At 68.2% G+C, this 23,642-nt stretch carries 24 protein-coding genes and 1 pseudogene; 14 read left to right on the forward strand and 11 right to left on the reverse strand.

The window, feature by feature from the left end:
• Positions 1-522 precede the first annotated feature (522 nt).
• Together ACIA5H_RS23670 and ACIA5H_RS23675 are read left to right on the forward strand one after the other, a co-directional pair.
• Positions 523-1,155, forward strand: coding sequence for a hypothetical protein (locus ACIA5H_RS23670; RefSeq protein ID WP_397077362.1), 633 nt, complete (start codon positions 523-525; stop codon positions 1,153-1,155).
• A gap of 84 nt (positions 1,156-1,239) precedes the next feature.
• A complete protein-coding gene (locus tag ACIA5H_RS23675; RefSeq protein ID WP_355077877.1) occupies positions 1,240-1,740 on the forward strand; it encodes a winged helix-turn-helix domain-containing protein in 501 nt (166 codons plus the stop codon).
• On the opposite strand, the gene ACIA5H_RS23680 is transcribed toward ACIA5H_RS23675, so the two are convergent.
• Positions 1,708-2,310 (reverse strand): carboxymuconolactone decarboxylase family protein, encoded by a 603-nt coding sequence (locus ACIA5H_RS23680; RefSeq protein ID WP_379253212.1) that lies wholly within the window; start codon positions 2,308-2,310, stop codon positions 1,708-1,710. The genes ACIA5H_RS23675 and ACIA5H_RS23680 overlap by 33 nt on opposite strands.
• Positions 2,311-2,560: 250 nt before the next feature.
• Here ACIA5H_RS23680 and ACIA5H_RS23685 point away from each other — a divergent pair, with 250 nt between their 5' ends.
• From ACIA5H_RS23685 to ACIA5H_RS23705, 5 genes are all read left to right on the forward strand, one after another.
• Positions 2,561-4,186 (forward strand): acyl-CoA synthetase, encoded by a 1,626-nt coding sequence (locus ACIA5H_RS23685; protein WP_355077879.1) that lies wholly within the window; start codon positions 2,561-2,563, stop codon positions 4,184-4,186.
• 176 nt (positions 4,187-4,362) lie between these two features.
• Entirely contained in the window at positions 4,363-6,021 is a 1,659-nt protein-coding gene (locus ACIA5H_RS23690; RefSeq protein ID WP_355077880.1) for an acyl-CoA synthetase, read from the forward strand.
• 118 nt (positions 6,022-6,139) lie between these two features.
• Positions 6,140-6,703: a hypothetical protein gene (locus ACIA5H_RS23695; RefSeq protein WP_379253209.1), complete on the forward strand. Its 564-nt coding sequence runs from the start codon at positions 6,140-6,142 to the stop codon at positions 6,701-6,703.
• A 301-nt stretch (positions 6,704-7,004) separates the two neighbouring features.
• Positions 7,005-8,474 (forward strand): PepSY-associated TM helix domain-containing protein, encoded by a 1,470-nt coding sequence (locus tag ACIA5H_RS23700; RefSeq protein WP_379253208.1) that lies wholly within the window; start codon positions 7,005-7,007, stop codon positions 8,472-8,474.
• A 100-nt stretch (positions 8,475-8,574) separates the two neighbouring features.
• Positions 8,575-9,324, forward strand: a complete 750-nt coding sequence (locus ACIA5H_RS23705; RefSeq protein WP_397077363.1) for a hypothetical protein — start codon at positions 8,575-8,577, stop codon at positions 9,322-9,324.
• Between the two features lie 25 nt (positions 9,325-9,349).
• Here the strand turns inward: ACIA5H_RS23705 and ACIA5H_RS23710 are convergent, their stop codons facing one another.
• The 4 genes from ACIA5H_RS23710 to ACIA5H_RS23725 form a co-directional block, all read right to left on the reverse strand.
• Positions 9,350-9,784 carry an arsenate reductase ArsC gene (locus ACIA5H_RS23710; RefSeq protein ID WP_379253205.1) on the reverse strand — a complete coding sequence of 145 codons (435 nt, stop codon included), beginning with the start codon at positions 9,782-9,784 and terminating at the stop codon, positions 9,350-9,352.
• Between the two features lie 9 nt (positions 9,785-9,793).
• Positions 9,794-10,522, reverse strand: coding sequence for an aquaporin (locus tag ACIA5H_RS23715; protein ID WP_397077364.1), 729 nt, complete (start codon positions 10,520-10,522; stop codon positions 9,794-9,796).
• A complete protein-coding gene (locus tag ACIA5H_RS23720; RefSeq protein WP_397077365.1) occupies positions 10,519-10,893 on the reverse strand; it encodes an ArsR/SmtB family transcription factor in 375 nt (124 codons plus the stop codon). The genes ACIA5H_RS23715 and ACIA5H_RS23720 overlap by 4 nt, the downstream gene beginning before the upstream one ends.
• A 63-nt stretch (positions 10,894-10,956) precedes the next feature.
• Positions 10,957-11,487, reverse strand: coding sequence for an ArsI/CadI family heavy metal resistance metalloenzyme (locus ACIA5H_RS23725; RefSeq protein WP_397077366.1), 531 nt, complete (start codon positions 11,485-11,487; stop codon positions 10,957-10,959).
• 98 nt (positions 11,488-11,585) lie between these two features.
• Between ACIA5H_RS23725 and ACIA5H_RS23730 the strand changes: the two genes are divergently transcribed.
• Positions 11,586-11,945, forward strand: coding sequence for an Rv2640c family ArsR-like transcriptional regulator (locus tag ACIA5H_RS23730; RefSeq protein ID WP_039800120.1), 360 nt, complete (start codon positions 11,586-11,588; stop codon positions 11,943-11,945).
• Between the two features lie 87 nt (positions 11,946-12,032).
• Here ACIA5H_RS23730 and ACIA5H_RS23735 read toward each other — a convergent pair whose 3' ends face one another.
• Positions 12,033-12,707 (reverse strand): hypothetical protein, encoded by a 675-nt coding sequence (locus tag ACIA5H_RS23735; RefSeq protein WP_379253201.1) that lies wholly within the window; start codon positions 12,705-12,707, stop codon positions 12,033-12,035.
• Positions 12,708-12,954: 247 nt separating this feature from the next.
• Here ACIA5H_RS23735 and ACIA5H_RS23740 point away from each other — a divergent pair, with 247 nt between their 5' ends.
• Both ACIA5H_RS23740 and ACIA5H_RS23745 read left to right on the forward strand, forming a co-directional pair.
• On the forward strand, positions 12,955-13,359 hold the full coding sequence (locus ACIA5H_RS23740) for a hypothetical protein (protein ID WP_397077367.1): 405 nt from the start codon (positions 12,955-12,957) through the stop codon (positions 13,357-13,359).
• Positions 13,360-13,539: 180 nt separating this feature from the next.
• Positions 13,540-13,995: pseudogene (locus tag ACIA5H_RS23745) on the forward strand (SRPBCC family protein); the annotation flags it as partial.
• A 226-nt stretch (positions 13,996-14,221) separates the two neighbouring features.
• On the opposite strand, the gene ACIA5H_RS23750 reads toward ACIA5H_RS23745, so the two are convergent.
• The 3 genes from ACIA5H_RS23750 to galK all read right to left on the reverse strand — a co-directional run bounded on the left by ACIA5H_RS23750 (position 14,222) and on the right by galK (position 17,554).
• Positions 14,222-14,473, reverse strand: a complete 252-nt coding sequence (locus tag ACIA5H_RS23750; RefSeq protein ID WP_364431513.1) for a hypothetical protein — start codon at positions 14,471-14,473, stop codon at positions 14,222-14,224.
• 12 nt (positions 14,474-14,485) lie between these two features.
• A complete protein-coding gene (locus ACIA5H_RS23755) occupies positions 14,486-16,204 on the reverse strand; it encodes a sodium:solute symporter family protein (RefSeq protein ID WP_355077926.1) in 1,719 nt (572 codons plus the stop codon).
• 228 nt (positions 16,205-16,432) lie between these two features.
• Complete coding sequence (gene galK, locus ACIA5H_RS23760) at positions 16,433-17,554, reverse strand: galactokinase (protein WP_397077368.1); 1,122 nt, start codon at positions 17,552-17,554, stop codon at positions 16,433-16,435.
• A 163-nt stretch (positions 17,555-17,717) separates the two neighbouring features.
• Between galK and ACIA5H_RS23765 the strand changes: the two genes are divergently transcribed.
• Genes ACIA5H_RS23765 through ACIA5H_RS23775 form a run of 3 tightly spaced genes read left to right on the forward strand, consistent with a single transcriptional unit; the run spans position 17,718 to position 20,382 of the window.
• Complete coding sequence (locus tag ACIA5H_RS23765; protein ID WP_397077369.1) at positions 17,718-18,287, forward strand: pyruvoyl-dependent arginine decarboxylase; 570 nt, start codon at positions 17,718-17,720, stop codon at positions 18,285-18,287.
• The gene (locus tag ACIA5H_RS23770; RefSeq protein WP_379253196.1) at positions 18,284-18,850 is read left to right on the forward strand and encodes a hypothetical protein; all 567 of its coding nucleotides are present in this window, start codon (positions 18,284-18,286) and stop codon (positions 18,848-18,850) included. The genes ACIA5H_RS23765 and ACIA5H_RS23770 overlap by 4 nt, the downstream gene beginning before the upstream one ends.
• Entirely contained in the window at positions 18,850-20,382 is a 1,533-nt protein-coding gene (locus tag ACIA5H_RS23775; RefSeq protein ID WP_397077370.1) for a diguanylate cyclase domain-containing protein, read from the forward strand. The genes ACIA5H_RS23770 and ACIA5H_RS23775 overlap by 1 nt, the downstream gene beginning before the upstream one ends.
• Position 20,383: 1 nt before the next feature.
• Here the strand turns inward: ACIA5H_RS23775 and ACIA5H_RS23780 are convergent, their stop codons facing one another.
• Together ACIA5H_RS23780 and ACIA5H_RS23785 are read right to left on the reverse strand one after the other, a co-directional pair.
• On the reverse strand, positions 20,384-21,133 hold the full coding sequence (locus ACIA5H_RS23780; protein ID WP_379253194.1) for a DUF6319 family protein: 750 nt from the start codon (positions 21,131-21,133) through the stop codon (positions 20,384-20,386).
• Positions 21,134-21,438: 305 nt separating this feature from the next.
• Positions 21,439-22,059 carry a TetR/AcrR family transcriptional regulator gene (locus tag ACIA5H_RS23785; RefSeq protein ID WP_379253192.1) on the reverse strand — a complete coding sequence of 207 codons (621 nt, stop codon included), beginning with the start codon at positions 22,057-22,059 and terminating at the stop codon, positions 21,439-21,441.
• Between the two features lie 212 nt (positions 22,060-22,271).
• On the opposite strand from ACIA5H_RS23785, the gene ACIA5H_RS23790 reads away from it, so the two are divergent.
• The gene (locus ACIA5H_RS23790; protein WP_364431499.1) at positions 22,272-23,639 is read left to right on the forward strand and encodes an NAD(P)-binding domain-containing protein; all 1,368 of its coding nucleotides are present in this window, start codon (positions 22,272-22,274) and stop codon (positions 23,637-23,639) included.
• The last annotated feature ends 3 nt before the right edge of the window (positions 23,640-23,642 follow it).

Below are 23,642 nucleotides of genomic sequence, written 5' to 3' on the forward strand. Positions count from 1 at the left end.
ACGGGCAGATCGACCGCGCCCGGCATCGGCGCGCTGGTATCGACCGGCTCGCTCCGATGGCTGAACAGGTCAGATGAGGGTCGGTTACTTCGATACATTCCGGGGTTCTCCGCTCACTCGCGATCGATGGCACCCGACTGGGTGGCGTACCGCGAAGACACGATCGCCGCCGCCGCGAATTCGGCGGTCACCTCGAGAACTCCACACTACGCCTGCGCAGATCAAACGGAATGGTTTTATCGGAAGTGCGCCGAACCGCTCCTTGGAAGAGATCCGCGATAATGGCGACGACCGCGGCCGGTTCCCTTCGCGATGTCCGACGACGAGGACAACCACCGCGGCTGCTGTCGACGGGCAGGCCGCTGCATCGATGTGTCAATGACACGATCACGCCAATCCACGTTCATCCCTGGACAGACGCGCCCCGGCCGAGGCAGCCTATCGCCCTGAGTCGCTGGATCGACGAATCAGCGGACGTCTCTTCACTCGAGCAGTACCAGCAAACTTCAAGGAGAACTGGTTATGCAACGATTGAGTTTCACGCGTCGCCTCGCCACCGCTTTGGCCGCCTCGGCAGTGTTGGCAGCGCCCTTCGCCGGACACGCCGCCGCCCAACCCGCTACGGTCGATTGGTCCGCCGCCGCGCAGCAACTGCGGACCGCCGCGGCCGGTAATCCGGCGGCGGAGCAGGCGGTGGATCGGCTGATCGCCTCCGGACAGCTCGCGAAGGCAGGTCAGGTCGCCTTGCCCGCCCAGCCGTTCCAGGTTCCGGCGCAGTCGGATATCGGACGCGGTGAGGGGCCGGGCGTGTACGGATCGGGGATCGCCCTCGGGATGGACGGATTCCGCATCGGGTTCTTCGGCGGGCCCGGCACCATCTCGCCGAACCAGGGCGGCGCGAAGCTCGAGGCGCTGTGGATCAATCTCGCGAACGGACGCAGCGGCACCGAGTTGCTCTACGAACACAACGACGTTCCGGTGGACACCACCATCCGCAGCCGCGCCCTGGACACCGGCGCGGGCCCGGTGGTCGCCGCGGTGTACGGATCGCTGTGGCATCGTTGGTCGGTGCCCGTCAGCGACATGAACCCGGATGGGTACGCCTACCGGTTGGGCACCATCTCGGTCCCGTCGTTCGGCGCCGTCTACAACTGAGTACGAAAGCCCCGGCTCCCGCCGCCACGGGAGCCGGGGCCATCGGTTTGTCGGAAGTTATGGAATTCCGTAGCTTTTGGGTTCGTGAGCCTGGAAGACCGAGTCGCCGAGTTGGAACGGCGGCTCAGCGCGCTGGAAGAAAGAATTCGCCCCGAAGATCTCCCGCCGGGCGCCGAGCAGTGGGCGGTGGCTCGTCTGCGGGACGAGTTCGCCGCGGCCGACGAGCCCGACGGCGGCGTGGTCTTCGCCGGGTCGGTCCGTCTGCCCAACGACCAGCAGCGCGAGTGGCAGGCCCGGTTCACCACCGGCGACCTCATCGAGGACGACTGGGCCGAGACGGCGGAATGCCTTGCGGCGCTGGGCAGCCCGGTGCGGCTGCGGCTGCTGCGCGAGATCATGGGCGGGCGGCGAACCGCGGCCGAACTGGCCGGAGTCGACGGTGTCGGCGACTCCGGCCAGATCTATCAGCACTTGCGGCAACTGGCCGCCGTCGGCTGGCTGCACACCGCGGGGCGCGGGCGATTCGAGGTGCCCACCGCCCGGGTGGTGCCCTTACTCGTCGCCCTGGCCAGCGCTCGCCGCTGATTCCGGCGGCACTCCGGCGGCCACGTATCCGGCGGTGGCGAGCATCCCACCGATCTGCTCGTAGGTCGCCCGCTCCTTGGGCGCGACCGTCGCCAGGCCGTCCACATAGCGGTTGAACATGCAGAACGCCGAAGCGATGAGGACCGCGTCGTGGATGTCCTCGTCCTTGGCGCCCGCGGCGCGCGCGTTCTCGACGTCCTCCGCGGTCACCTCGAGTCCCGACCGGCGCACCTTGTCCGCGATGCGCAGCAGCGCACGCAGTTTCGGATCGATCGGGGCGGAGTCCGCGTCTTCGATGACGGCGTCGATCAGCTCGCGACCGCCGTCGACCAGCGCCGCCGCGGTCGCCGCGTGCGACTGGGTGCAGAAGTAGGTCTGGTTGCGCGACGACACGTACGCGGCGATGGTTTCGCGCTCCCCCGGCGTCAGCGGGGACGACCCACGCAACAGGGTCTGCGCGAATTCGCTGAGCGCCGTTCCGGTTTCGGGCTTGAAAGCGAACAGGCCGCGGATGCCGGGCAGATCGCCGGGAATGTCGATGAACGGTGCACGGTCCTTCGGATCGGACATTGGCCGCGTCTCCCTTCGAGCGGTCTCGAGACGTTGCGAGGGTAGCGCTACCGGCCGGTAACGGCGGGCGAAAAGACCGAAATCGGACCGGCGACCGCTCTCACCTGCGGTGGCCGCGACCGAACCGAGACGGGTTTGTCCGTTTCTGTTGTGACCTGTCACACTCCGCACTGCTACGGTGTCAAGTCACACGCCGTACCGGTTCGCTAGGTCGAGGACCGACGCGAGGGTTTTGTGGAGGTTGTTCGACATGAATTTGGCCCACACGCTGGAGGCCGTGAAGGCGCTGGGTGTGCTGCGCAGCCGGGGTGTCACCGATCCCCGGAAGCCGCTGGAGACACTGCGGACCATGAAGGAGTCGCGCATCCTCGGCCCGCAGGCCACGCTGATCCGGCACTCCGCGCGGGTGGCGCCGGACGCTCCGGGCATCGTGGACGAGGCGGGCGCCCTGACCTACCGCGAACTGGACGACCGGTCGACGGCCGTCGCGCGCGGCCTGCAAGCGGCGGGCATCTCCGAAGGCCAGGTGATCGGCGTGCTCGCGCGCGACCACCGCGGGCTCATCATCGCCATGGCCGCCGCGGGCAAGCTCGGCGTGCGAGTCGCGTTGATGAACACCGGATTCGCGAAGCCGCAGTTCGCCGAGGTGTGCGCCCGCGAGAAGGTCAAGGCGGTGCTGCACGACAGCGAGTTCCTCGGCCTGCTCGACGCGTTGCCCGCCGACTTGCCGCGCTACATCACCTGGGTCGACGAGGGCGCCACGCTCCCCGAGGGTGCGCAGACGCTCGACGACCTGGTGGCCGCCAACTCCGCCGAGCCGCTGCCCGCGCCGAGCAAGCCCGGTGGCTTCATCATCCTCACCAGCGGCACCACCGGCCTGCCGAAGGGCGCTCCGCGCACCAAGGTCACTCCGCTGTCGACGGCGCAGATGGTCGACCGCATCCCGTTCCCGCAGCGCGGCACTCAGGTGATCGTCTCGCCGATCTTCCACAGCACCGGCCTGGCCACCTGGCTGGTCGGCGCGGCGCTGGCCAACAAGGTCGTGGTGCGCCGCAGGTTCGACGCCGAGGCCACGCTCGCCCTGGTCGCCGAGCACAAGGCCGACATGCTGGTGGCGGTGCCGACGATGCTGCACCGGATGGTCGAACTCGATCCGGCGATCCGGGCGAAATACGACACGTCCTCGCTGAAGTCGATCGTGCTGGCCGGTTCGGCGCTGTCGCCGGAACTGACGATCAAGGCCACCGAGGCGTTCGGTCCGGTGCTCTACAACCTTTACGGCTCCACCGAGTGCGCCGTGGCGACGGTGGCCAACCCGGAGGATCTCGCCCTCGCGCCCGGCACCGTCGGTCGCGCGCCGATCACCTGCGAGGTTCGGCTCTACGACGACAACGACCAGCGCGTCACCGCCACCAACACCACCGGCCGCATCTTCATCCGCAGCGGCGCTCCGTTCGAGGGCTACACCGACGGCAGGCACAAGCAGATCATCGACGGCTACATGTCCAGCGGCGACGTCGGCCACTTCGACGAGAACGGCCTGCTCATGGTGGACGGCCGCGACGACGACATGATCGTGTCCGGCGGCGAGAACGTCTTCCCGCAGGAGGTGGAGAACCTGCTGCTGGAACGGCCCGACATCTTCGACGTGGCCGTGGTCGGCGTGGACGACGTGGAGTTCGGCAAGCGCCTGCGCGCCTTCGTCGTTCCCGAGCCGGGCTCCTCGCCCGACGGCGAGGAGATCAAGGCGTACGTGAAGAACAACCTGGCGCGCTACAAGGTGCCGCGCGAGGTGGTCTTCCTCGATGACCTGCCGCGGAACGCGACCGGCAAGTTGCTGCGCCGCGTGCTGGTCGAGTACGAGGTCAAGGCCTGATGAACAGCGGGCCGGGCCACCGTGCCCGGCCCGTTACCAGCGGGTAGCGTCCGCTGAGATACATGACACAACCGGTTACACAAGCTTGCTAGTGTTAGCACCAGCACTGGGTATCGAAATTGCGGTCCGCACCACCCGGAGGATCACCGGGTGATACCGCCGGAAGGTTGTCGTCGATGTCTCTTTCCCTCCCCGCGTTGGGCGGCGCCGCCCGCAAGGCGGGCGATCTGGCCCTTGGCGTGAACGTGATGGTCAAGCGGCGGCTGTTCAATCCGCTGCGCCCCGACCATGCCGCTCGGTCGGCGTTCAACATCTTGAAGTTCGGGCCGTTCGCGGGTGTCGTCATGCATGCCGCGCAGACGAGGCCGCACGCCGTCGCGATCGTCGACGAGCGCGGGGAGCTGACTTTCGGCGGTCTCAACGAACAGTCGAACGCCTTGGCCCGCGGCTTGCAGAGCAAAGGCATCAATCCCGGTGACGTGGTGGCGATCCTGGCGCGCGACCACCGCGGCATGGTGCTGAGCCTGCTGGCCACCGGCAAGCTCGGCGTGCGCGGCGTGCTGATGAACACCGGGTTCGCCAAGCCGCAGTTCGCCGACGTCGCCGAGCGCGAGAACGTCAAGGCCGTGCTGCACGACAGCGAGTTCATCGACCTGATGAGCGCCATCCCCGCCGCGATCCCGCGCATCCTCACCTGGGTGGACGAGAAGGACAACGCCGACCCGGCGATCCCGACCGTCGATTCGCTGATCAGCGGGCAGTCCGGCGCATCGCTGCCCGCCCCGGCCAAGCCCGGCGGCATCGTCATCCTGACCAGCGGCACCACCGGCACCCCGAAGGGCGCCCCGCGCGACCGGGTCAGCCCGTTCGCCTCGGCTCAGTTCGTCGACCGGGTGCCGCTGCCCGCCAACGGCACCATGATCATGGCGGCGCCGATCTTCCACGGCACCGGCTTGTCCCAGTTCACCCTCGGTCTCGCGTTGGGCAACCGGGTGGTCTTCCAGCAGCGCCGCTTCAATCCCGAGCAGACCTTGGCGAACATCGAGAAGTACCGGGCGGATTCGCTGGTCGTGGTGCCCACCATGCTGCAACGCATCCTGGACCTGGATGCGGACGTGTTGGCGAAGTACGACGTCAGCAGCATCAAGGTGATCTTCGCGGCGGGCTCGGCCATCGCGCCGGACGTGGTGACCCGCACGCTGGACCACTTCGGCGACAGCCTCTACAACCTCTACGGCTCCACCGAGTGCGCCGTCATGACCGTCGCGACGCCCGAGGACCTGCGCAAGGCGCCGACCACCGCCGGTAAGGCTCCGGTCGGCATCCGGATCGTGCTGCTCGACGAGAAGCGCAAGCCGATCACCGAGCCGAACGTGACCGGAACCATCTTCGTGGACAACGGCTTCGCCTTCACCGGCTACACCGACGGTCGCGGCAAGGAGATGGTCGACGGCATGATGTCCAGCGGCGACGTCGGGCACTTCGACGCCGACGGCCTGCTCTACATCGACGGCCGCGACGACGACATGATCGTCTCCGGCGGCGAGAACGTCTTCCCGCTCGAGGTGGAGAACCTCATCGCCGGTCGCGACGACATCTTCGAAGCCGCGGTCGTCGGCGTCGAGGACCGCGAGTTCGGCAAGCGGCTGCGCGCGTTCGTCGTTCCCGGTCCCGATTGCAAGCGCGATCCGCAGGAGATCAAGGACTACGTCAAGGCGAATCTCGCCCGCTACAAGGTGCCGCGCGAGGTGGTCTTCCTCGACGAGCTGCCCCGCAACGCGACCGGCAAGCTGCTGCGCAAGCCGCTCATCGAGATGGAGGTCGACGCGGGCTGAGCGGCGCGCGTCCACGGTCTTCCTGGCGGTGCGCCTGCCGACCACCCTGGAGGCCTGAGTATTTTCGGGGCCTGCCGATGCGGTCGGACGCGTGCAATCGGTCCGCTATCATCAGCGGGTGAGTTACGAGTTCGACCGGTCTGCCGCGGGACGTCGCGGCGCCGTCGCGCGGGTGCGCGGTGGCTCGGCCGGTGCGATCTCGGGGGCCATTTCCGTCGCGGCGCACGGCTGGGCTTCCGGCGGCATGCTGCCGGACACCACCGCGCTGGCCCTGCTCGCCGCCGCGTCCGCCGTGATCGGCGCGCTGGTCGCCGGCCTGGCGCCGCTGCGCGAGACGTCGTCCGGGCTGGTCGCGGCGCTGGTCGCCGGGCAGCTGCTCGGGCACTTCACCATGGGGATCAGCTCGGGACACCTGCATCACGGTGATGCCCAGCTGACTCCGGCCATGCTGGCCGCGCACGTGTGCGCGGCATTCGCGGCGGCCATCGTGATCCGGGGTGCGGAGGCCGCCTACCGGATCGGCACAGCGGTGCTGCGCCAGGTGCTGCCGGTGCGGCACACCCCGCCCGTCGTCGCGGACCGCGCTCCTTTGCGTACGGCCCATCGTGACCGGGTCGTCCTGCGTGTTTTCGCCGCCGAGGCGCTGCGCACACGCGCTCCGCCGCTCGCGGTCGTTCTCTGAATTCTTTCCACACCCGGTGCACGCGTGGCGTGAGTATCGCTCATCGTCACGGTCTTTCCTCGTGCAGCGCAGCGTCGCCGCGCACTCTCGTGCCCACGCCTGAGCGTGCCGACGCGACGCCGTCCACCGGGTCGCACACCTTCCTTCCGTGCGGTGCCGAGATCGCGCTTCCGTCGAATGAGCGCGTACGCAGGTGATTCCGCGACGGCTATCCGCGCAGGACGGTCGCCGCGGCGGTCGCGTGCCCACGGTCGTCAGGAAAAGGGTTGCGTCCCACCCGGGTTCCGCCGTCAGAAACGAAATGATCGTGAGCACAACAGAAACTATTTCCGACGCCGACTTATCGGAGCCGTCGGATTCCTCCGGCCCACGCCGGGCCACCGCGCGTAACAGTTTGTACGCGCTGGCCATGCGGCTGCACTTCTACGCGGGAGTGTTCGTCGGGCCGTTCATCCTCATCGCCGCCGTCACCGGTGCGCTCTACGCGATATCGCCGACGCTCGAGTCGATCGGGTCGCGCGACCTGCTGACGGTCACCGCGACCGGAACGCCGAAGCCGCTGTCGGAGCAGGTCGGCGCGGCCGTCGCCACGCGGCCGGATCTCCAGCTCGTCGCCGTCGCCCCGGCGGGGGGCGCCGAAGACACCACCCGGGTGCTGTTCAGCGACCCGTCGCTGGGGGAATCCGAGCGGCGGGCGGTGTTCGTGAACCCGTACACCGCGCAGCCGGTGGGTGATTCCGTCGTATACGGCAGCTCGGGTGCGCTGCCGATGCGCACCTGGATCGATCGGTTGCACCGGGACCTGCACCTCGGCGAACCCGGTCGGCTCTACAGCGAGCTCGCCGCGTCCTGGCTGTGGATCGTCGCGCTGGCCGGGCTGGTCATCTGGGTGCGCCGGGTGCGCAGCCGACGGGCCCGCAACGGCTGGGGCTGGCTGTTCGCGGCCGATCGGTCGCAGCGCGCGCGAGGCCGCACCCTGAACTGGCACGGTGCGGTCGGCATGTGGGTGCTTCCACTGGCGCTGCTGCTGTCGGCGACCGGCATGACCTGGTCGACCTACGCGGGTGCGAACGTCACAGAACTGCGTGAGCAGCTCAGCTGGACCACACCCGCGGTCAGCACCGCGCTGCCCGGAACCGCTGCTTCGAGTCATGATTCGGGTTCCGAGCACCACGGCGGCGGACATGCCGGGCACGCGCCCACCGCCCCGGCCGAGCGGATCGCCCAGCTCGACCGGGTCTACGCGACCGCCCGCGCCGAAGGCATCACGCAGCCGGCCGAGATCGCCGTACCGGCCGCGCCGGGCAAGGCGTTCGCGGTGAAGGAACGCCGGATGCCCGGCACCTACACCGTCGACTCCGTGGCCGTCGACGGCGCGACCGGCGCGGTCACCGACCGTCTGCCGTACGCCGACTGGCCGCTGATGGCCAAGCTCACCAACTGGGGCATCCAGTTCCACATGGGGCTGATGTTCGGGTTGTTCAATCAGTTGTTGCTGCTCGCGGCGATGATCGGCCTGATCACCGTGATCGTGCGCGGCTACCTGATGTGGTGGCGGAGGCGGCCGACCCGCGATACGGGGCGGTTCGTGCTGGGCCGAGCCCCGCGACGCGGCGGGTTGCGCAAGACCTCGCTCTGGCTGGTCGTGCCGCTGGTGGCCGCCGTGCTGGTGGTCGGCTGGTTCATCCCGCTGGTCGGGTTGAGCCTGCTCGCCTTCCTCGCGATCGACGTGCTGCTCGGCCTCGCCGGGCGGATGCGCGCCGCCGCTTAACCACACATTCGCGGGCGAAGGCCCGTCACCCTCAACGACCTACCGAAACGTCACAGGTATGGCCGTCGCTTCGCCATGCCTTCGAAACCAAGGATTCCCCATGCAGATCACGAAACTAGCCCTGGCCGCCGCGTTCACCACCGCTGCCGTGAGCATCGCCGCTGGCACGAGTTCCGCCGCCCCCGAGGTCGCTGCGGTGGACAGCGCTTCCGTCGAAGACACATCCACGGAGGCCGCCGAGGCCGTCGGTTTCACCGCCCACGCCACCGAGACCGCCAGCATCATCAGCGTCGATTCCGGCTCGCTTGTGGTCGAGGACCAGATGCTGAAGGTGAAGGCCGCCGACGGCACCGTCGTCGCGGGCACGCCGTTGACCTTCCTGGTCGACGAGTTCGAATTCCCCATCGCCGCGGAGATCTCCGGCCGCACCGCGACGCTGACCCCGCAGTTCGACATGGCGCACGCGGTCTACAAGCCGGTCGCCCTGCCGTTCGAGGACAAGGCGCCGTGGAAGACGGAGTACGACCGTGAGCAGGCGGCCTGGTCCCGGATGACCAGCACCATCTCCATGGGCGCCACCATCGGCACCCTGGTCGGCGGCATCGGCGGCGCGGCGGTGGGCTGCGTGCTCGGCGGCATCGCCGGAGCGACCGTCGCCGCCGCCACCATCGTCGGCATGTTCGGCCCGTTCATCCCGGCCGCCGCCGTCGGCTGCCTCGGCGGCATCGTCGCCGTCGGCGCGCTCGGCACGGTCGCGGGCCAGATCCTGGTGACGGCCCCCGTCGCCATCGGCGCGGCGATCATGTACTTCTCCACGATCAACGCACCCATGCCCGCTCCGCTGAAGTGATCTCCGGCCCGGCATCGAGAGCGAGTCACTCGGTGCCGGGCCCCGCTTCATCCGTAATCCGAAGACCGATTTCGGCGAGCAGGTCGCGGACGTGTCGTTCTATCTCGGTGCGGATCGCGCGCACGGTGGCGCGGTCTTGTCCGGCGGGGTCGTCGAGCTTCCAATCGAGATAGCGTTTTCCGGGGTAGTAGGGGCATGCGTCGCCGCAGCCCATGGTGATGACGACGTCGGATGCTTCGACAGCTTCGGGCGTCAGGATCTTCGGCTTCCGGTCGGTGATGTCTATGCCGATCTCGTTCATGACTTCGGCGACGACAGGGTTGATCTCGTCGGCGGGGGCCGAGCCCGCGGAGCGGACCTCGATTTCGTCTCGAGCGAGGTGGGCGAGCAGGGCAGCGGCCATTTGGGAGCGTCCGGCGTTGTGGACGCAGACGAACAGCACGCTCGGTGTGGCTGACATCGCGGCCTCTCAGTGCGTGTCGATGGTGTCGCGAGGGATGACGGCGTTGTCAGCAGCGGCGGCGGTGGCCGGGTAGAGGATGGCGACGAGGGCAAGGCCGGTCAGTGCGCCGAGGAGTTGGGCGGCGAGGTAGCCGGGCACGGAGGCGGGGGCGATTCCGGCGAAGGTGTCGGAGAAGACGCGGCCGATGGTGACGGCTGGGTTGGCGAACGAGGTGGAACTGGTGAACCAGTACGCCGCTCCGATGTAGGCGCCGACCGCTGCCGCAGACAGGGCCGCTCGCCCGCTGCGGGCCAGGCCGAAGACGACGGCGATCAGTCCGGCCGTGGCGACGACTTCCGCGATCACATGACCGGTGGTGATGCGATGGTGGGTGGAGATCTGCATCGCGGATCGATCGAACATGACGTTGGCGAGAATCGCTCCGACGACGGCTCCGATCGTTTGGGCGACGATGTAGCCAGGGAGGTCTCGGCCGGAAAGGCCGGTGCCTTGGCGTCGCCCGAGTAGCCAGCACACCACGGAGACAACGGGATTGAAGTGTGCGCCCGACACCGGCCCGAAGACCAGGATCAGCACCGCGAGTCCGAGAACGGTGGCGGTGGAGTTCTCCAGTAGCTGCACGCCGACGTCATCGGGCGACAGTTGCTCGGCTGAGATGCCGGAGCCGACGACGACCGCGACGAGTAGAGCGGTGCCGAGGAATTCGGCCAGTAGCCGCCGCGTCAGGTCGGTCATCGCGCCGCTTCCGGAACGGTGATGTCGAGCAGGCGGGACAACTGCCGAAGCGCGGCGGGTTCGATGCGGTAGTACACCCACGACCCGCGCCGCTCGCTGCTGAGCAGTCCGGCTTCGCGCAACACCTTCAGGTGATGGGAAATGGTCGGCTGGCTGACGTCGAAGCCGTCCGACAGGTCGCACACGCACGCCTCCCGCCCTGCATGGCCGGCGACCACCGACAGCAGCCGCAAACGGACCGGGTCCGACAGCGCTTTGAAGACGCTGGCCAGCTCGATGGCGGCGTCGGCGGTCAGCGGTTGGCGGATCATCGGCGTGACCTCACACGATGGCGCGGCCACGCCGACGAGCGGTAACTCCTGTTTCGACACGGATCGATATTGATATATATCGAATCCACAGGCAAGCGAACACCTGGTGAACGCCGCCCGGGGTCAGTGGCAGCAGGTGACGCCCGAGTCGATTGCCTCCTTCTTGGCGGCCGAGCCGCAGCACGCACCTTCGGCGGCGGCTTCCTCGGCCGTGCCGCAGCAGGCCTGAACCGCCTCGGCGTCGGAAGGCATGGCCGCACCGGCGAGTTCGGGTGCCGTACCGAAGGTTTCGCTGTCGGCCAGCACGGTGTAGACCTCCCAGCGTTCGGCGTCCGGCGCGGTGACCCAGACCTTGTCCTGCGTGGCGAAGCAACAGGTGGTGGCGATCTGCTCTTCGGTGAACAACCCGGCTTCCGACAGGCGGGCGATCTCGGCGTGCACCTGGTCGGAGGTTTCGACCTCGACGCCGAGGTGGTTGACGCTGCCGCCGTGGCCGGGGTTCTCGATCAGCACGAGTTTCAGCGGTGGTTCGGTGACGGCGAAGTTGGCGTAGCCGGGCTTGCGCTTGGCGGGCTCGGCGCCGAACAGGGTCGAGTAGAACCGCACGGCTTGGTCGATGTCGTCGACGTTGAGGGCGAGTTGGATGCGGGACATGACTACCTCCACTTGTGTTACATATATCGAAGAACCGGTTCGATGCCGAGTCTGCCACCTTTTCGACATATGTCAACAAAGTAGGTAGAGTCGATCGCATGCCCAAGACGCTGCCCGTGATCGACATGTCCGCCCCGGTCTGCTGCACGCCGGTCGCGGCCGGGCCGATCGACGACGACGCCGCGCTCGCGGTGGCGCTGCGGTTGAAAGCGATCGCCGACCCGGCGCGAGTGAAACTGCTGTCACTGCTGTTGACCAGCACTTCCGACGAGGAGAACGGCGGCGATCTCGCCGCGGCGGTCGGATTGTCGGAGTCGACGGTGAGCCATCACCTCGGCCAGCTCCGTAAAGCCGGGCTGGTGGAATCCGAACGGCGCGGCATGAACACCTTCCACCGCGCCCGCCGGGACGCCCTAGCGGCACTGTGCTTCGTCCTCGACCCCAACTGCTGCCGCTGACCCTGTTCTGAACAACAAGATCAACGGCACATGGTGGAGCGGCTCCACCTCGCGAAATGCCGCAGTCATGCGCCGTTGATCTTGAACTTACTTGGGAAGCGCGGTGACGCATTCGTACATGTGGCCGTCGAAGGAGCCGAGCGGGGCCACGCTCCAGAGCATTCCGGTCTCTTCCATGCTGGGGGTGTAGATTTCGCTGCCCGCGCTGTTGAAGTAGCCGAAGGACGTTCCGGGGAACTTCTTGCCGGAGGAATTCAGGTATTCCGTCATCGAGTCGACGAAGGCGGAGAAGCGCGCGGAGTCGCTGGATTCCTCTTCCGCTACCGCGGCGGCGTTCTGCGACCAGTCGTCATATTGCTCCATCAGCGAACCGGAGGGCGCGGGTGTGCCGGACGGGAAGGCGATGGCCTCGTAGATTCGGGAGCGGTCGCGGAACCCCGACAACGTCCAATAGATCGACGACGCGTCGCCACGATCGACGCCCGCGTTGTCCGACATGTGGCACACGCCGTACGCATGGACGTCAAGTTTCAAGCCGAGGCGGCTCAGCCAGCCGGGGAGCGCGTCTTCGAATTGGCTCAGACACGCCTCGTCGTCGCTGCCGTCCTCTTCCGCCTCGGTGGCAGCCATCAGGCAGGCGAGCTGGTACGCGCCGTAGGCGTCGTCCCGGCCGCCGTTGGAGCCCTGAATGCGCTTCTTCAGTGCCTCGGGATCGCGCCTCTCACTGCGGGTGGGCATGTCGAAGATCTCGACCTTCTTCATTGGAACCCTCCTTCACTCGATCATCCGGCATCTGTTCGTCCTCAACCCTGACCACACGCGGGCCTGCCGTCCTCGCACATTCCGGGTGGTTCTCACGCTCGGGATGTGTGGCGCGTCGGTTCCGGAGACGCCCGGGGCGGGCTGGTTGGGCCGGTGGCGGGAACGGCGGAGCATGGCGAGACCGCCATGCTTCCCGACGCCAGGCGGCAATACCGCTGAAACGATCGCGCGAGCCCTCGATTGTGTTGTGCCAGAAGGATTGTCTGAACCAGGGGGCATCTCGATGACGTCGAAGTCCGTACTCGCTGGAACAGTCGTCCTGTGCGTGCTGGCTGCCTGCGGTAACGACAGCCGATCCGATTCGAGCCCCGAGGATCAGAGCAACCCAGGAACCTCCGACACAAAGCTGGCAGTGCCCGGGCTGTACGACGCGAACAAGGGCTGGCGGATAGAAGTACGCGAGGAACCGGCCATCTTGCCCCACTCGAAGGCCGTCGCGGTCTGGCGCGGCGAGCGGCTGGACGAAGGCGCTTTCGCCGTGCTGGACGCGACCACCGGGAAGGCGCGCTGGAGCCGACAGCGGTACGCGCGCTGGACGCGTTGGCCGCCGACGTCCTCGTCTGAATTGATTCGGGAAGAAAACATGGCCTGATCGGGCCGGAGACCTGGTCCGACGGCGCTGGGCGGCACGTGTGACGAGGGTTCCGCTCTGTTTGCCCCCCAACGACCCGGGTAAGCGACCAATGTCCCGAGTCGCCCCACAAGGGAGCGCTTGTCAACCGAGAGACGCCGACCCGCGAAAGACGCGGGTGGGCGAGGAAAGGGGTAGCAAGTGAGCACAATGGCCGCCACGGTGGACGTCGAGGTTCCGGTTCGCACCGCCTACAACCAGTGGACGCAGTTCGAGTCGTTTCCGCAGTTCATGGAGGGTGTCGAAGCGGTACAGCAGATCGATGACCGGCATATGCACTGGCGTGTCCATGTCGGCCCGTCGACGCGGGAGTTCGACGCGACCATCACCGAGCAGCATCCCGACGAACGCATCGCCTGGAAGTCCGACAGCGGACCCAAGCACGCGGGCGTCGTCACGTTCCATCGGCTCGACGACACCCACACCAGGGTGACCACGCAGATGGACGTCGACCCGGAAGGGTTCGTGGAGAACGTCGCCGACAAGCTCGGTGTGCTGAAGCACCGGGTGAACAGTGACCTGGAGCGCTTCAAGCACTTCATCGAGCATCAGGGCAGCGAGACCGGCGCGTGGCGCGGCGACATCCCGCGTCCGGACGCCGGCGGCACCGCGACCGAACGCGGCACGGCTCCCCGGCCCGGCGTCGGCGGAACCGGCATGCCGGGCGCAGGCGGAACCGGGACCCCGGGAACGGGCGGAACCGGCAGCCCGGGTGTCGGTGGGACCGGCACACCCGGCACGTGGCCCGGCGGAACCGGTAGCCCGGGCGTCTGACCAGTGCGATGACGACGCCCCCTGGGTCTCCCAGGGGGCGTCGTTCGCGTCAGGCTGAGTCGCGCTCCTCATCGGTATCCGCCGGATGCGCTTCCGGTGGCACCTGGACCGGGCGCAGCAGCGCCCAGGCCACGAAGGCCACCGCCACCACGCCCATGCCGAGCCCGGCCCACAGGTTCACGTTCACCCCGCCGGTCTTGGCCTGCTCGGCGGCGGTGTCGTGCACCAGTCCGGTGACCACGAGAACGATCGCGTAGCAGCCGAGCAACCCGCCGACGATGGTACGGATATCGAAAAACATTGCGGCGATTCCTTATCCGACGAAGATGTTGAGCGCGATCACGAGCACGAGCGCGATGCCTGCCAGCAGGACCGGGCGCTGGTACCAGGGCAGCGTGTCGGCCTCCGGGTCGGTGCGCACTTCCTTCGGCGTCTCCGAGTACACCAGCCCGATCAGTTCCGCCGCCGGTTTCGGCTGCGTCACCTGGGTGACCAGGACACTGACGAGGATGTCGACCACGAACGCGACACCGGCGGCGACGAAGCTCGCCCCTTGGCCGGACAGCTCGAAGACCTTCGTCTCGTGCAGGATGAAAACGACTATGGCGGAGGCTGTTCCGCAGACCAGACCGGTCCAGCCCGCGGTCGGCGTCATCCGTTTCCAGAACATGCCGAGGATGAACGTGGCGAACAGCGGCGCGTTGAAGAAGCTGAACAAGGTTTGCAGGTAGTCCATCATGTTGCTGAATCCGGAGGCGATGAACGCGGTGAAGATCGCGGCCACGGTCGCGCCGATCGTGGCCAGCCTGCCCACGCCGAGGTAGTAGCCGTCCGCCCGGTCGCGCCGCACGTACTGCTGCCACAGGTCGTAGCTGAACACCGTGTTGAACGCGGAGACGTTGGCCGCCATGCCCGCCATGAACGCCGCGAGCAGGCCGGCCAGCCCCACACCCAGCAGGCCGTTGGGCAGCACGTCCTTCATCAGGTACAGCAGCGCCTGGTTGTAGGTGGTGTCGCTCTCGAAGTCGGGATTCGCGGTCACCGCCGCCTTGTACTCCGCCATCTGCGGCACCAGCACCGCGCTGATCATGCCGGGGATCACCACGATCAGCGGGATGAACATCTTCGGATACGCGCCGATGATCGGCGTGCGCCGCGCCGCGGAGATGGAGTGCGTCGCCATCGCGCGCTGTACCTCGACGAAGTTCGTGGTCCAGTACCCGAACGACAGCACGAATCCGAGGCCGAACACGATGCCGAGGATCGACAGGAAATCGTTGGAGAATCCGCTGAGCGCGTTACCGGGCCACGATTCCAGCTGCGCCGCGCCGCCCGGCGAGGCGGTCACTTTGTCGCGCAGCCCGTCCCATCCCCCGACCCGGTGCAACCCGACCAGGGTGAGCGGCAGCAACGCGGCCACGATGACGAAGAACTGGAGCACTTCGTTGTAGATCGCCGCGGACAGACCGCCGAGGGTGATGTAGGACAGCACGATCACCGCGGCCACGATCACCGAGACCCACAGCGGCCAGCCCAGCAGCACGTTCACGATCGAGCCGAGCAGGTACAGGTTGACCCCGGCGATGAGGATCTGCGCGACGGCGAAACTCAGCGCGTTCACCAGATGGGCTCCGGTGCCGAAGCGGCGGCGCATGAATTCCGGCACGCTGCGGACCTTGGAGCCGTAGTAGAACGGCATCATCACCACGCCGAGGAACAGCATGGCGGGCACCGCCCCGATCCAGAAGTAGTGGAAGGTCGGGAAGCCGTACTCCGCGCCGTTGGCGGACATGCCCATGATCTCCACCGCGCCGAGGTTGGCGGAGATGAACGCCAGGCCGGTCACCCAGGCAGGCAGCGAGCGCCCGGACAAGAAGAAGTCGATGCTGGATGACACCCGTTGCCTGGCCAGAAGGCCGATGCCGAGCACGAACACGAAATACAGGGCGACCAGCGCGTAGTCGACGGGCTGCGCGTCCAGGCGGAGGGTCTCGGCGGCTTCGAGGTGCGGTGGCGAAGCGGCCGAGTGCAGGCCGGGCACGGCGGCGAGAACGGACGAATCGACGAGCGGCACAGCGTTCCTCCTGGCGGTGAAACCGGGGCGGCGAGCGAGGTCGTTCGTCGTGCGAGAGCCGCGTCGTGCTGGTCCTGCCCGGCGCGCGCGACCTCCTCGTCGCCCGCCGAATGGTGTCGGCAGACACCACTGTGCGCGATCATGCCCAACGGCGTGGCACATTCGCGCACAAATCCGGTCGGTCGCTCAGTCGACCCGGTGGGCTCCAGAAGCGGGGACCACCACGAAAGTGCGCGGATCGGGCAGATCCGCGTCGGCGAAACGCTGCCGCACCGACTCCGCCACCGCCGCGGTGCGGTCCCGGTCGACGAGCGCGATGACGCTGCCGCCGAATCCGCCGCCGACCATCCGCGCGCCGTGCGACCCGGCCGCCAGCGCGGCGCCGACCGCCGCGTCGAGGGTCGGAGTGGACACCTCGAAGTCGTCCCGCAGCGAGACGTGTCCTGCGGTGAGCACCGGGCCGATTCCACGCGGGTCGAGCCCTTCCCGCAATTTTTCGGCAACTGCGACCACTCTGGCGTTCTCCGTCACCACATGCCGGGCGCGCCGACGCAGCACGTCGTCGGCGATCCGGGTGGTGTCCGTCGCCGACGCCACGTCGCGCAAGGTCTCGACGCCGAGCGCCTCGGCCGCCGCAGCGCATTCCGCGCGGCGCTCGGCGTAGCGGCCGTCGGCCAGTTCGTGCGGCTGGCCGGTGTCGATGACAAAAAGTTCCAGCCCGAAAGCGCCGAGATCGAAAGGGATCTGCTCGACGCCGCGCGGCGCGGCGGTGTCGGCGGCGAATGCCCGCACGTCCAGCAGCAGCGCGTGCCCGGCGGTGCACAACATCGCGGCCGATTGGTCGAGCAAGCCGGTCGGCGCGCCGACGTAGTCGTTCTCGGCGGCGCGGGCCATGTCGATCAGCGTGCGATCGGTCAGGCCCGGCGCGAACAGATCACGCAGCGCGATGGCCACCGCGCAGGACAGCGCCGCCGAGGACGACAGGCCCGCACCGATCGGCACCGCGCCGTCGAGGTCGAGATCCACGCCGGGGATACGGTGTCCGCGCCGGGTGAACTCGGCGACCACGCCGAGCGGATAGCGCGACCAACCAGGCACCCGCGCCCGCACGCCTTCGATGTCGGACACCGCGACGAGCACCGGCTCGCCGGGACGCTGCCGCGAGCCGACCCGCACCAGCCCGTCCGTGCGCGGCGCCGCCGTACACCGCGCCACCAGCGGCAACGCGATCGGCAGGACGTAGCCGTCGTTGTAGTCGGTGTGCTCACCGATGATGTTGACCCGCCCCGGCGCCACCCATGTCCGCACACTCGCTCCTCGCTGTCCCGGTCGGTGCCAGGGTACGAGACACGCCGCCCGGACATCGTTTTCGACCCGGTTGGCTGCGGGATCGGCGTTCGTGCCGCAGAGTCGAATTCGACGCAAGTCCGGCCTGCGAAATCTGGTGGCCGCGGCGGATCGGGAGGGCACCATGATTCACGACACCTCACGCGGCGACCTACGCGCGCGGCCTCGCCCGGATCGGCTGCGGCCGCCGCTGGAGCGGACGTTCCCGGCTTCGCTGACGATCGAGATCGGCGCGGCGACCGGCGTGGGACCGACCGCCATGTCGGCGTTCGACGCGGCGCTGCGCGATCTCGGGGTGGGTGAGGCGAACCTGATCCGGTTGTCGTCGGTCATCCCGCCGCGCGCCACCGTCGAACGGATCGGCCGGGTACGCAAGCCGATACCGTGGGGTGACCGGCTGTACTGCGTCTACGCGGTGCGGCACGCCTGCGAACGCGGCGCGACCGCCGCGGCGGGCATCGGCTGGGCGCTGCGCGACGACGGCTCCGGCGCGGGATTGTTCGTCGAGCACGAGGCCGACACCAGCGACGAAGTCGCCGCCCTGATCCGCGCCAGCCTGGCGGACATGACCCGCCACCGCGGCGGCGGCTTCGGCCCCGTCCAGTTGTGCACCGTGGACGCCACCTCCGACGGTGACCCGGCGTGCGCGCTGGTCCTCGCCGCGTATCACACCATTCCGTGGGGTCCGCGATGAGCGAGATCACCGTGACCGTCGAGGCGGCGATTCCGGAGGAACGGATCGCGATGTTCCATCGCCTGTACGAGGAGGCGTTCGGCCCGTTGCGCGCGAAGGCCATCGCACGGCAGGTGCTGCACCCGGAGGAGTTCCGGGAGGAGATGGTGGATCCCCGCGTGCAGAAGTACGTGGCGCACGCCGACGGCGAGCCGATCGGCGTCACCACGCTGACCAGGCATCTGGAGACCGTGCCGTGGATCAGCCCGGACTATTTCGCGGCCCGCTATCCCGAACACGCGGCGCGCGACGCGATCTACTACGCGGGTTTCACCCTTGTTGCGCCAAGTGCCCGCCAAGGGGCGGCGTTCCATGCCATGATCAAATCAGTTGTCCAGATATTGGTTGCCGAGCGCGCTGCGGTCGGTTGGGACATCTGCTCGTACAACAACACTCGGTTCTCGTTCGCCGACAGCATCAGGGCGGTGCTCGACGAACAGGCGAACGTCGAAGTCGCGGTGGAGGATTCACAGACCTATTACGCGGCCCGGTTCACCGGGGATGGAGCGACCAAGGGGGGCTGATGACACCAAGTGAACAGCCACAGACCAGCCGTCCGCGCGGCATCGGATCGGGCTGGTACGCGGTACTTCTGGGGGGAAGCGCGGCCGCGATCGCGGTCCATCTGGCGCTGGACTCGCACGTGGCGGCGTTCGTGACGATGACGATCATCGTCGGCGCGACCCTCGCCATGATCGCGGTCGGCGTGCGCACGCACCGGCCCGCGCACCCGTTGCCGTGGTATCTGCTGTCCGGCTCGGCGATGCTGTTCGCCACCGGCACCACGCTGCGCGACATCGGCGACCACGCGGTCCATCCGCTCGACGACGCGTTCACTCTGCTGGGTTATCTCGGCGTCGGGCTCGCGGCGCTGATCTGGTTGTGGCCGCGCCAAGTGCACGGCGACTACGACCTGCTCCTGGACTCGGCCCTGATCGGGCTCGGCGCGCTGCTCGCCTCCTGGACCTTCCTCATCTCCCCGATCCTGCAATCCACCGCGACCGGGCTGGACGCGCTGTTGGCGGCGACCTACCCGGTACTCGACGCGCTGCTGCTGACCTTGGTGGCGCACTCCATGGCGACCTCCACGCGCGCGGAGACCTCGCTGTGGTTGCTGCACGCCGGACTCGTCGCGGTGCTGCTCGGCGACTTGGGCTACAGCCTGGAGACCGCGGGCGCGACCGTGTTCGGGCGTGAAGTGCTGCTGGCTCCCCTGCTCGCCGCCTACGCCACCGTGGGCGCCGCGGCGCTGCACCCGACCATGACCGCGCTCGGCACGCCACGGCGCATCCACCCACACCACTCCAGGCAGCGCGCCAGCCTCATCGCGATCGCGCTGATCGTGGCCTCACTGGTGCCGGTGGTCGGGTCGAGCCTGCGCCCGCTCGATCGCGTGGTGGTGTCGTCGCTGTTCGGGTTACTGCTGATCGGCATGCTGGTGCGCAGCGAGCGCGCCATCGTGCGCAGCGCCCGCAGCGAGCGGCGCGCGCAGTACCAGGCCGACCACGACATACTCACCGGATTGCTGAATCGAGCCGCACTGCTGCGCGCGCTGCGGCAGCGCGGCGAACAGTGGGCCGAGCAACCGATCTCGCTGCTGTTCATCGACCTCGACGGCTTCAAGCGGGTCAACGACAGCTACGGGCACGCCGTCGGCGACGAACTCATCTCGACGGCGGCCGGCCGGATCCGGCGGGTCGCGCGCCACGAGGACGTGGTGACCCGCTACGGCGGCGACGAATTCGTCGTACTCGCCCGGCTCGCCCGGCCGGAGGCCGCCGTGCTGGCCGAACGGCTGCTCGGCGCGTTCGTCCGGCCGTTCGGGCTGAGCGCCGGGGAGATACCGATCACCGCGAGCGTCGGCGTGGCGTGCGTCGGTCCGCGCAGCTCGGACACCGACGTGCACGGCCTGCTCCGGGACGCGGACGCGGCCATGTACCACGCGAAGCAGTACTCGCTCGGTTACGCGTTCCACGAGGACGTGCGGCACACGCCTCCCGGCACCGAGCGACGGATCTGGCGCACGGCTGCCCGATCCGCCAGTCCCGCGGTGTGACTCAGTCGCTCAGCTCGTTCAGCAGGCGCTTGGCCTCCTCGAGCTCGGCCTGTAACTGCTGCACCTTGGCCTCCTGCACCCCGCGCAACGCGTCCAGGACGCCCGCGACCACCTCGGCGACCTCCGGATGCAGGATCTTCGCCGCCTGTGCCACCGTGGAACCGGCCACCGGAAGACCGCGCAGGGTGCGCTTCTTCCCGCTGACCACGTCGATGGACCACTCGCCGTCGGCGGTGCCGGTGAGCGTCACGGTGACCTCGGGCGCCTTGGCCTTGCGGGCGGCGGCCGCTTTGGCCGGTTTGGGCGCCGCGGCCTGCTTGGCCGCGCTGTCGGCTCGACTCGCTTCCGCGGCCGCCGCGGGCTTCGGGGTGGCCGCGGGCGCGGGTGCGCTCGGCCGCGCGGGCTCGGTCGTGGTGCTCGTCGTGGTCGACGACTGCGTCACAGGGGATTCCTTCCGTGTTGTCGACTTCTGCTGGGCGGTGGCGCCCGCCGCCCCTCGCGGCGGCTTGGTCAAGGTCACCTCGGTGGGAGAGAAGGACAGTACATCCTTCGATCCGGTCGGCCGGACCTGGAGGAAGTCACCGTCGGCAGGGTCGCCGAGCGCGATCACCTTGCCAGAGCGCCCCTCCGGCACGCCGACCGCGGCGGAGGTGAACCACACCATGGGCGGGCTGCCACCGGCTATCTCCGCGGCGATCTGTTGAATCTCGCTGTCCGACAAGGGCTGCGGCTTGGTTCGTGGGGACGACATGGGTAACTCCGAGCGATTTCGTGGTTGGCTGCGTGCACAGATGATGCCGCACGACGCCGACAGATTCGCGAGCCACCGTCGAATAGGGGCGGCGGAGGGCATCGTTCACGCATCCAGCGAATAGTGGGCAACACATGCCGTCACCCTGCGGACAGCCCACAGACCACAACGCTTCGGCGTCCTTTGCGAGAAAACCAGTGCTGGAGGCCTTCTCGCACCAGTGCTGGAGGCCTTCTCGCACCTCAACCGGCCCGACGTCACCGACTGGCCTGCCCAGGTAGGTCGACTGCGCCGAACAAGCCCGCTCAACTCGCGTCCGTCGGCGCGCGCAGCGCCGGAAACCAGATGTCGGTGAGTACTTCGACGGCTTGCTCCACCGAGACGTCGATGGTGCCCTGCATCGCCCATCGGGTGAAGAACCGCTCCAGTTGCGCGACGAGCAATTCCACGCGCAACCGCGCCTCGTCACGCCGGTCGGCGGGCCACGCCGCGAGGTAGGCGGTCATCGCGTTGGGCAATGCGAGGATGCCGTCGCGGGCGATCTCGCGAAACTCCGGTTCCAGCGCGGTCGCCTCGTCCCAGGCGGGCAGCAGGTCTTTGTACTCCTGGAACCACTCGATGGCGCGGGCCATCCAACGGGCGAACTCGGCGCGCGAACCGGTCTCCAGCACCCGATCGAGGTCCTGATAGGAATGCAGCACGGTAGACAGGGTGCCCTGCTGGGCGATCGCACGCAGGATCTCCTGCTTCCCCGCGAAGTGCAGATAGAACGTGGCGCGGCTGCAACCGACGGCGGCGACGATGTCGTCCACCCGCACCGCCGCGTAGCCGCGGGTGGCGAACAGCTCCTTGGCGCCCTCCATCAGCCGGACCCTGGTCTGCTGCTTCTGCTCGTCCCGCAGGTTCGCGCTCGCGTTCGTACGCATGGTGAACAGGTACCCCGTATCCGTGAAAAGAGGGACTGACGTGCGGTTGACGCCGCCCGAGTCTACGCGGGAACAGGAGCGATGGACAGTGCGTCACTCACTAGACACAGTGTCTAGCGAGTGTTACTTTGTTGCCTACGTCACTCCGGCGCGTGAGCCGCACCGGACGGTTCGGCCGTCACCGACGACGGCCTCCAGCACGAGGACAGTGAATGACGTCAACCGCACTCCCCCGCGTCTGCGTGATCGGGGCGGGTCCCTCCGGGATCACCGCCGCCAAACGCCTGAACGATTACGGCATACCGTTCGACTGCTACGAAGCGTCCGACGAAGTCGGGGGCAACTGGTACTTCAAGAACCCCAACGGCATGTCGGCGTGCTACCAGAGCCTGCACATCGACACGTCCAAGTTCCGCCTGGCCTTCGAGGACTATCCCGCGCCCGACGAGTGGCCGGACTTTCCCCACCATTCGCAGCTGTTCCAGTACTTCCGCGACTACGTAGACCATTTCGGCATCCGCGACCGGATCGTGTTCGACACCAGGGTGACCGCCGCCGAGCGCGGGACGGACGGCCGCTGGCTGATCAGCACGAGCGACGGGAGCACCAAGGACTACGACGCGCTCATCGTCTGCAACGGGCACCACTGGGATCCCCGCCTTCCGGACTACCCGGGCGAATTCGACGGCACGCTGCTGCACAGCCACGCCTACAACGACCCGTTCGACCCGGTCGACATGCGCGGCAAGCGCGTCGTGGTGGTCGGCATGGGCAACTCGGGCCTGGACATCGCCTCCGAGCTGTCGCAGCGGTTCATCGCGACGAAGCTCTACGTCTCCGCCCGGCGCGGAGTCTGGGTACTGCCGAAGTACGTCAACGGCAAGGTCGGCGACAAGCGCTCGATGCCACGGTGGATGCCGCCGAAGCTGGGCCTGAAACTCAAGCAGCGTTTCGTCCGCAAATTCCGCGGCAACATGGAGGACTACGGCCTGCCCAAGCCCGACCACCTGCCCTTCGAGGCGCATCCATCGGCGAGCGAGGAGTTCCTGCACCGCGCGGGCTGCGGCGACGTCACGTTCAAGCCCGCGATCACCGCGCTGGAAGGTTCGCGGGTGCGCTTCGCCGACGGCAGCGCCGAGGAGGTGGACGTGATCGTCTGCGCCACCGGTTACCGCATCTCCTTCCCGTTCTTCTCCGATCCGGAACTGCTGCCCGACAGCGACAATCGCTTCCCGCTGTTCAAGCAGATGGTGAAGCCCGGCATCGACAACCTGTTCTTCCTCGGGCTGGCCCAGCCGCTGCCCACGCTCGTGAACTTCGCCGAGCAGCAGAGCAAACTGGTCGCCGCCTATCTGACCGGCCGTTACCACCTGCCGCCCGCGGAGGAGATGCGGGCGGCCATGCGGTCCGCGGAGTCGGCCAGGTCGGGGCGCTACTACGACTCGCCCCGGCACACCATCCAGATCGAATTCGAACCGTACGTGCGGGACATGCGGCGGGAGCTGGCGCGCGGCGCGAAACGCGCCACCGCCGCGGGAAACGCGCTGCCGGTTCCCGGCCGCACGCCCGAACACGTGTGAGGC

This window comes from Nocardia sp. NPDC051900 (genome assembly GCF_044452545.1).
GTDB lineage: Bacteria > Actinomycetota > Actinomycetes > Mycobacteriales > Mycobacteriaceae > Nocardia > Nocardia sichangensis.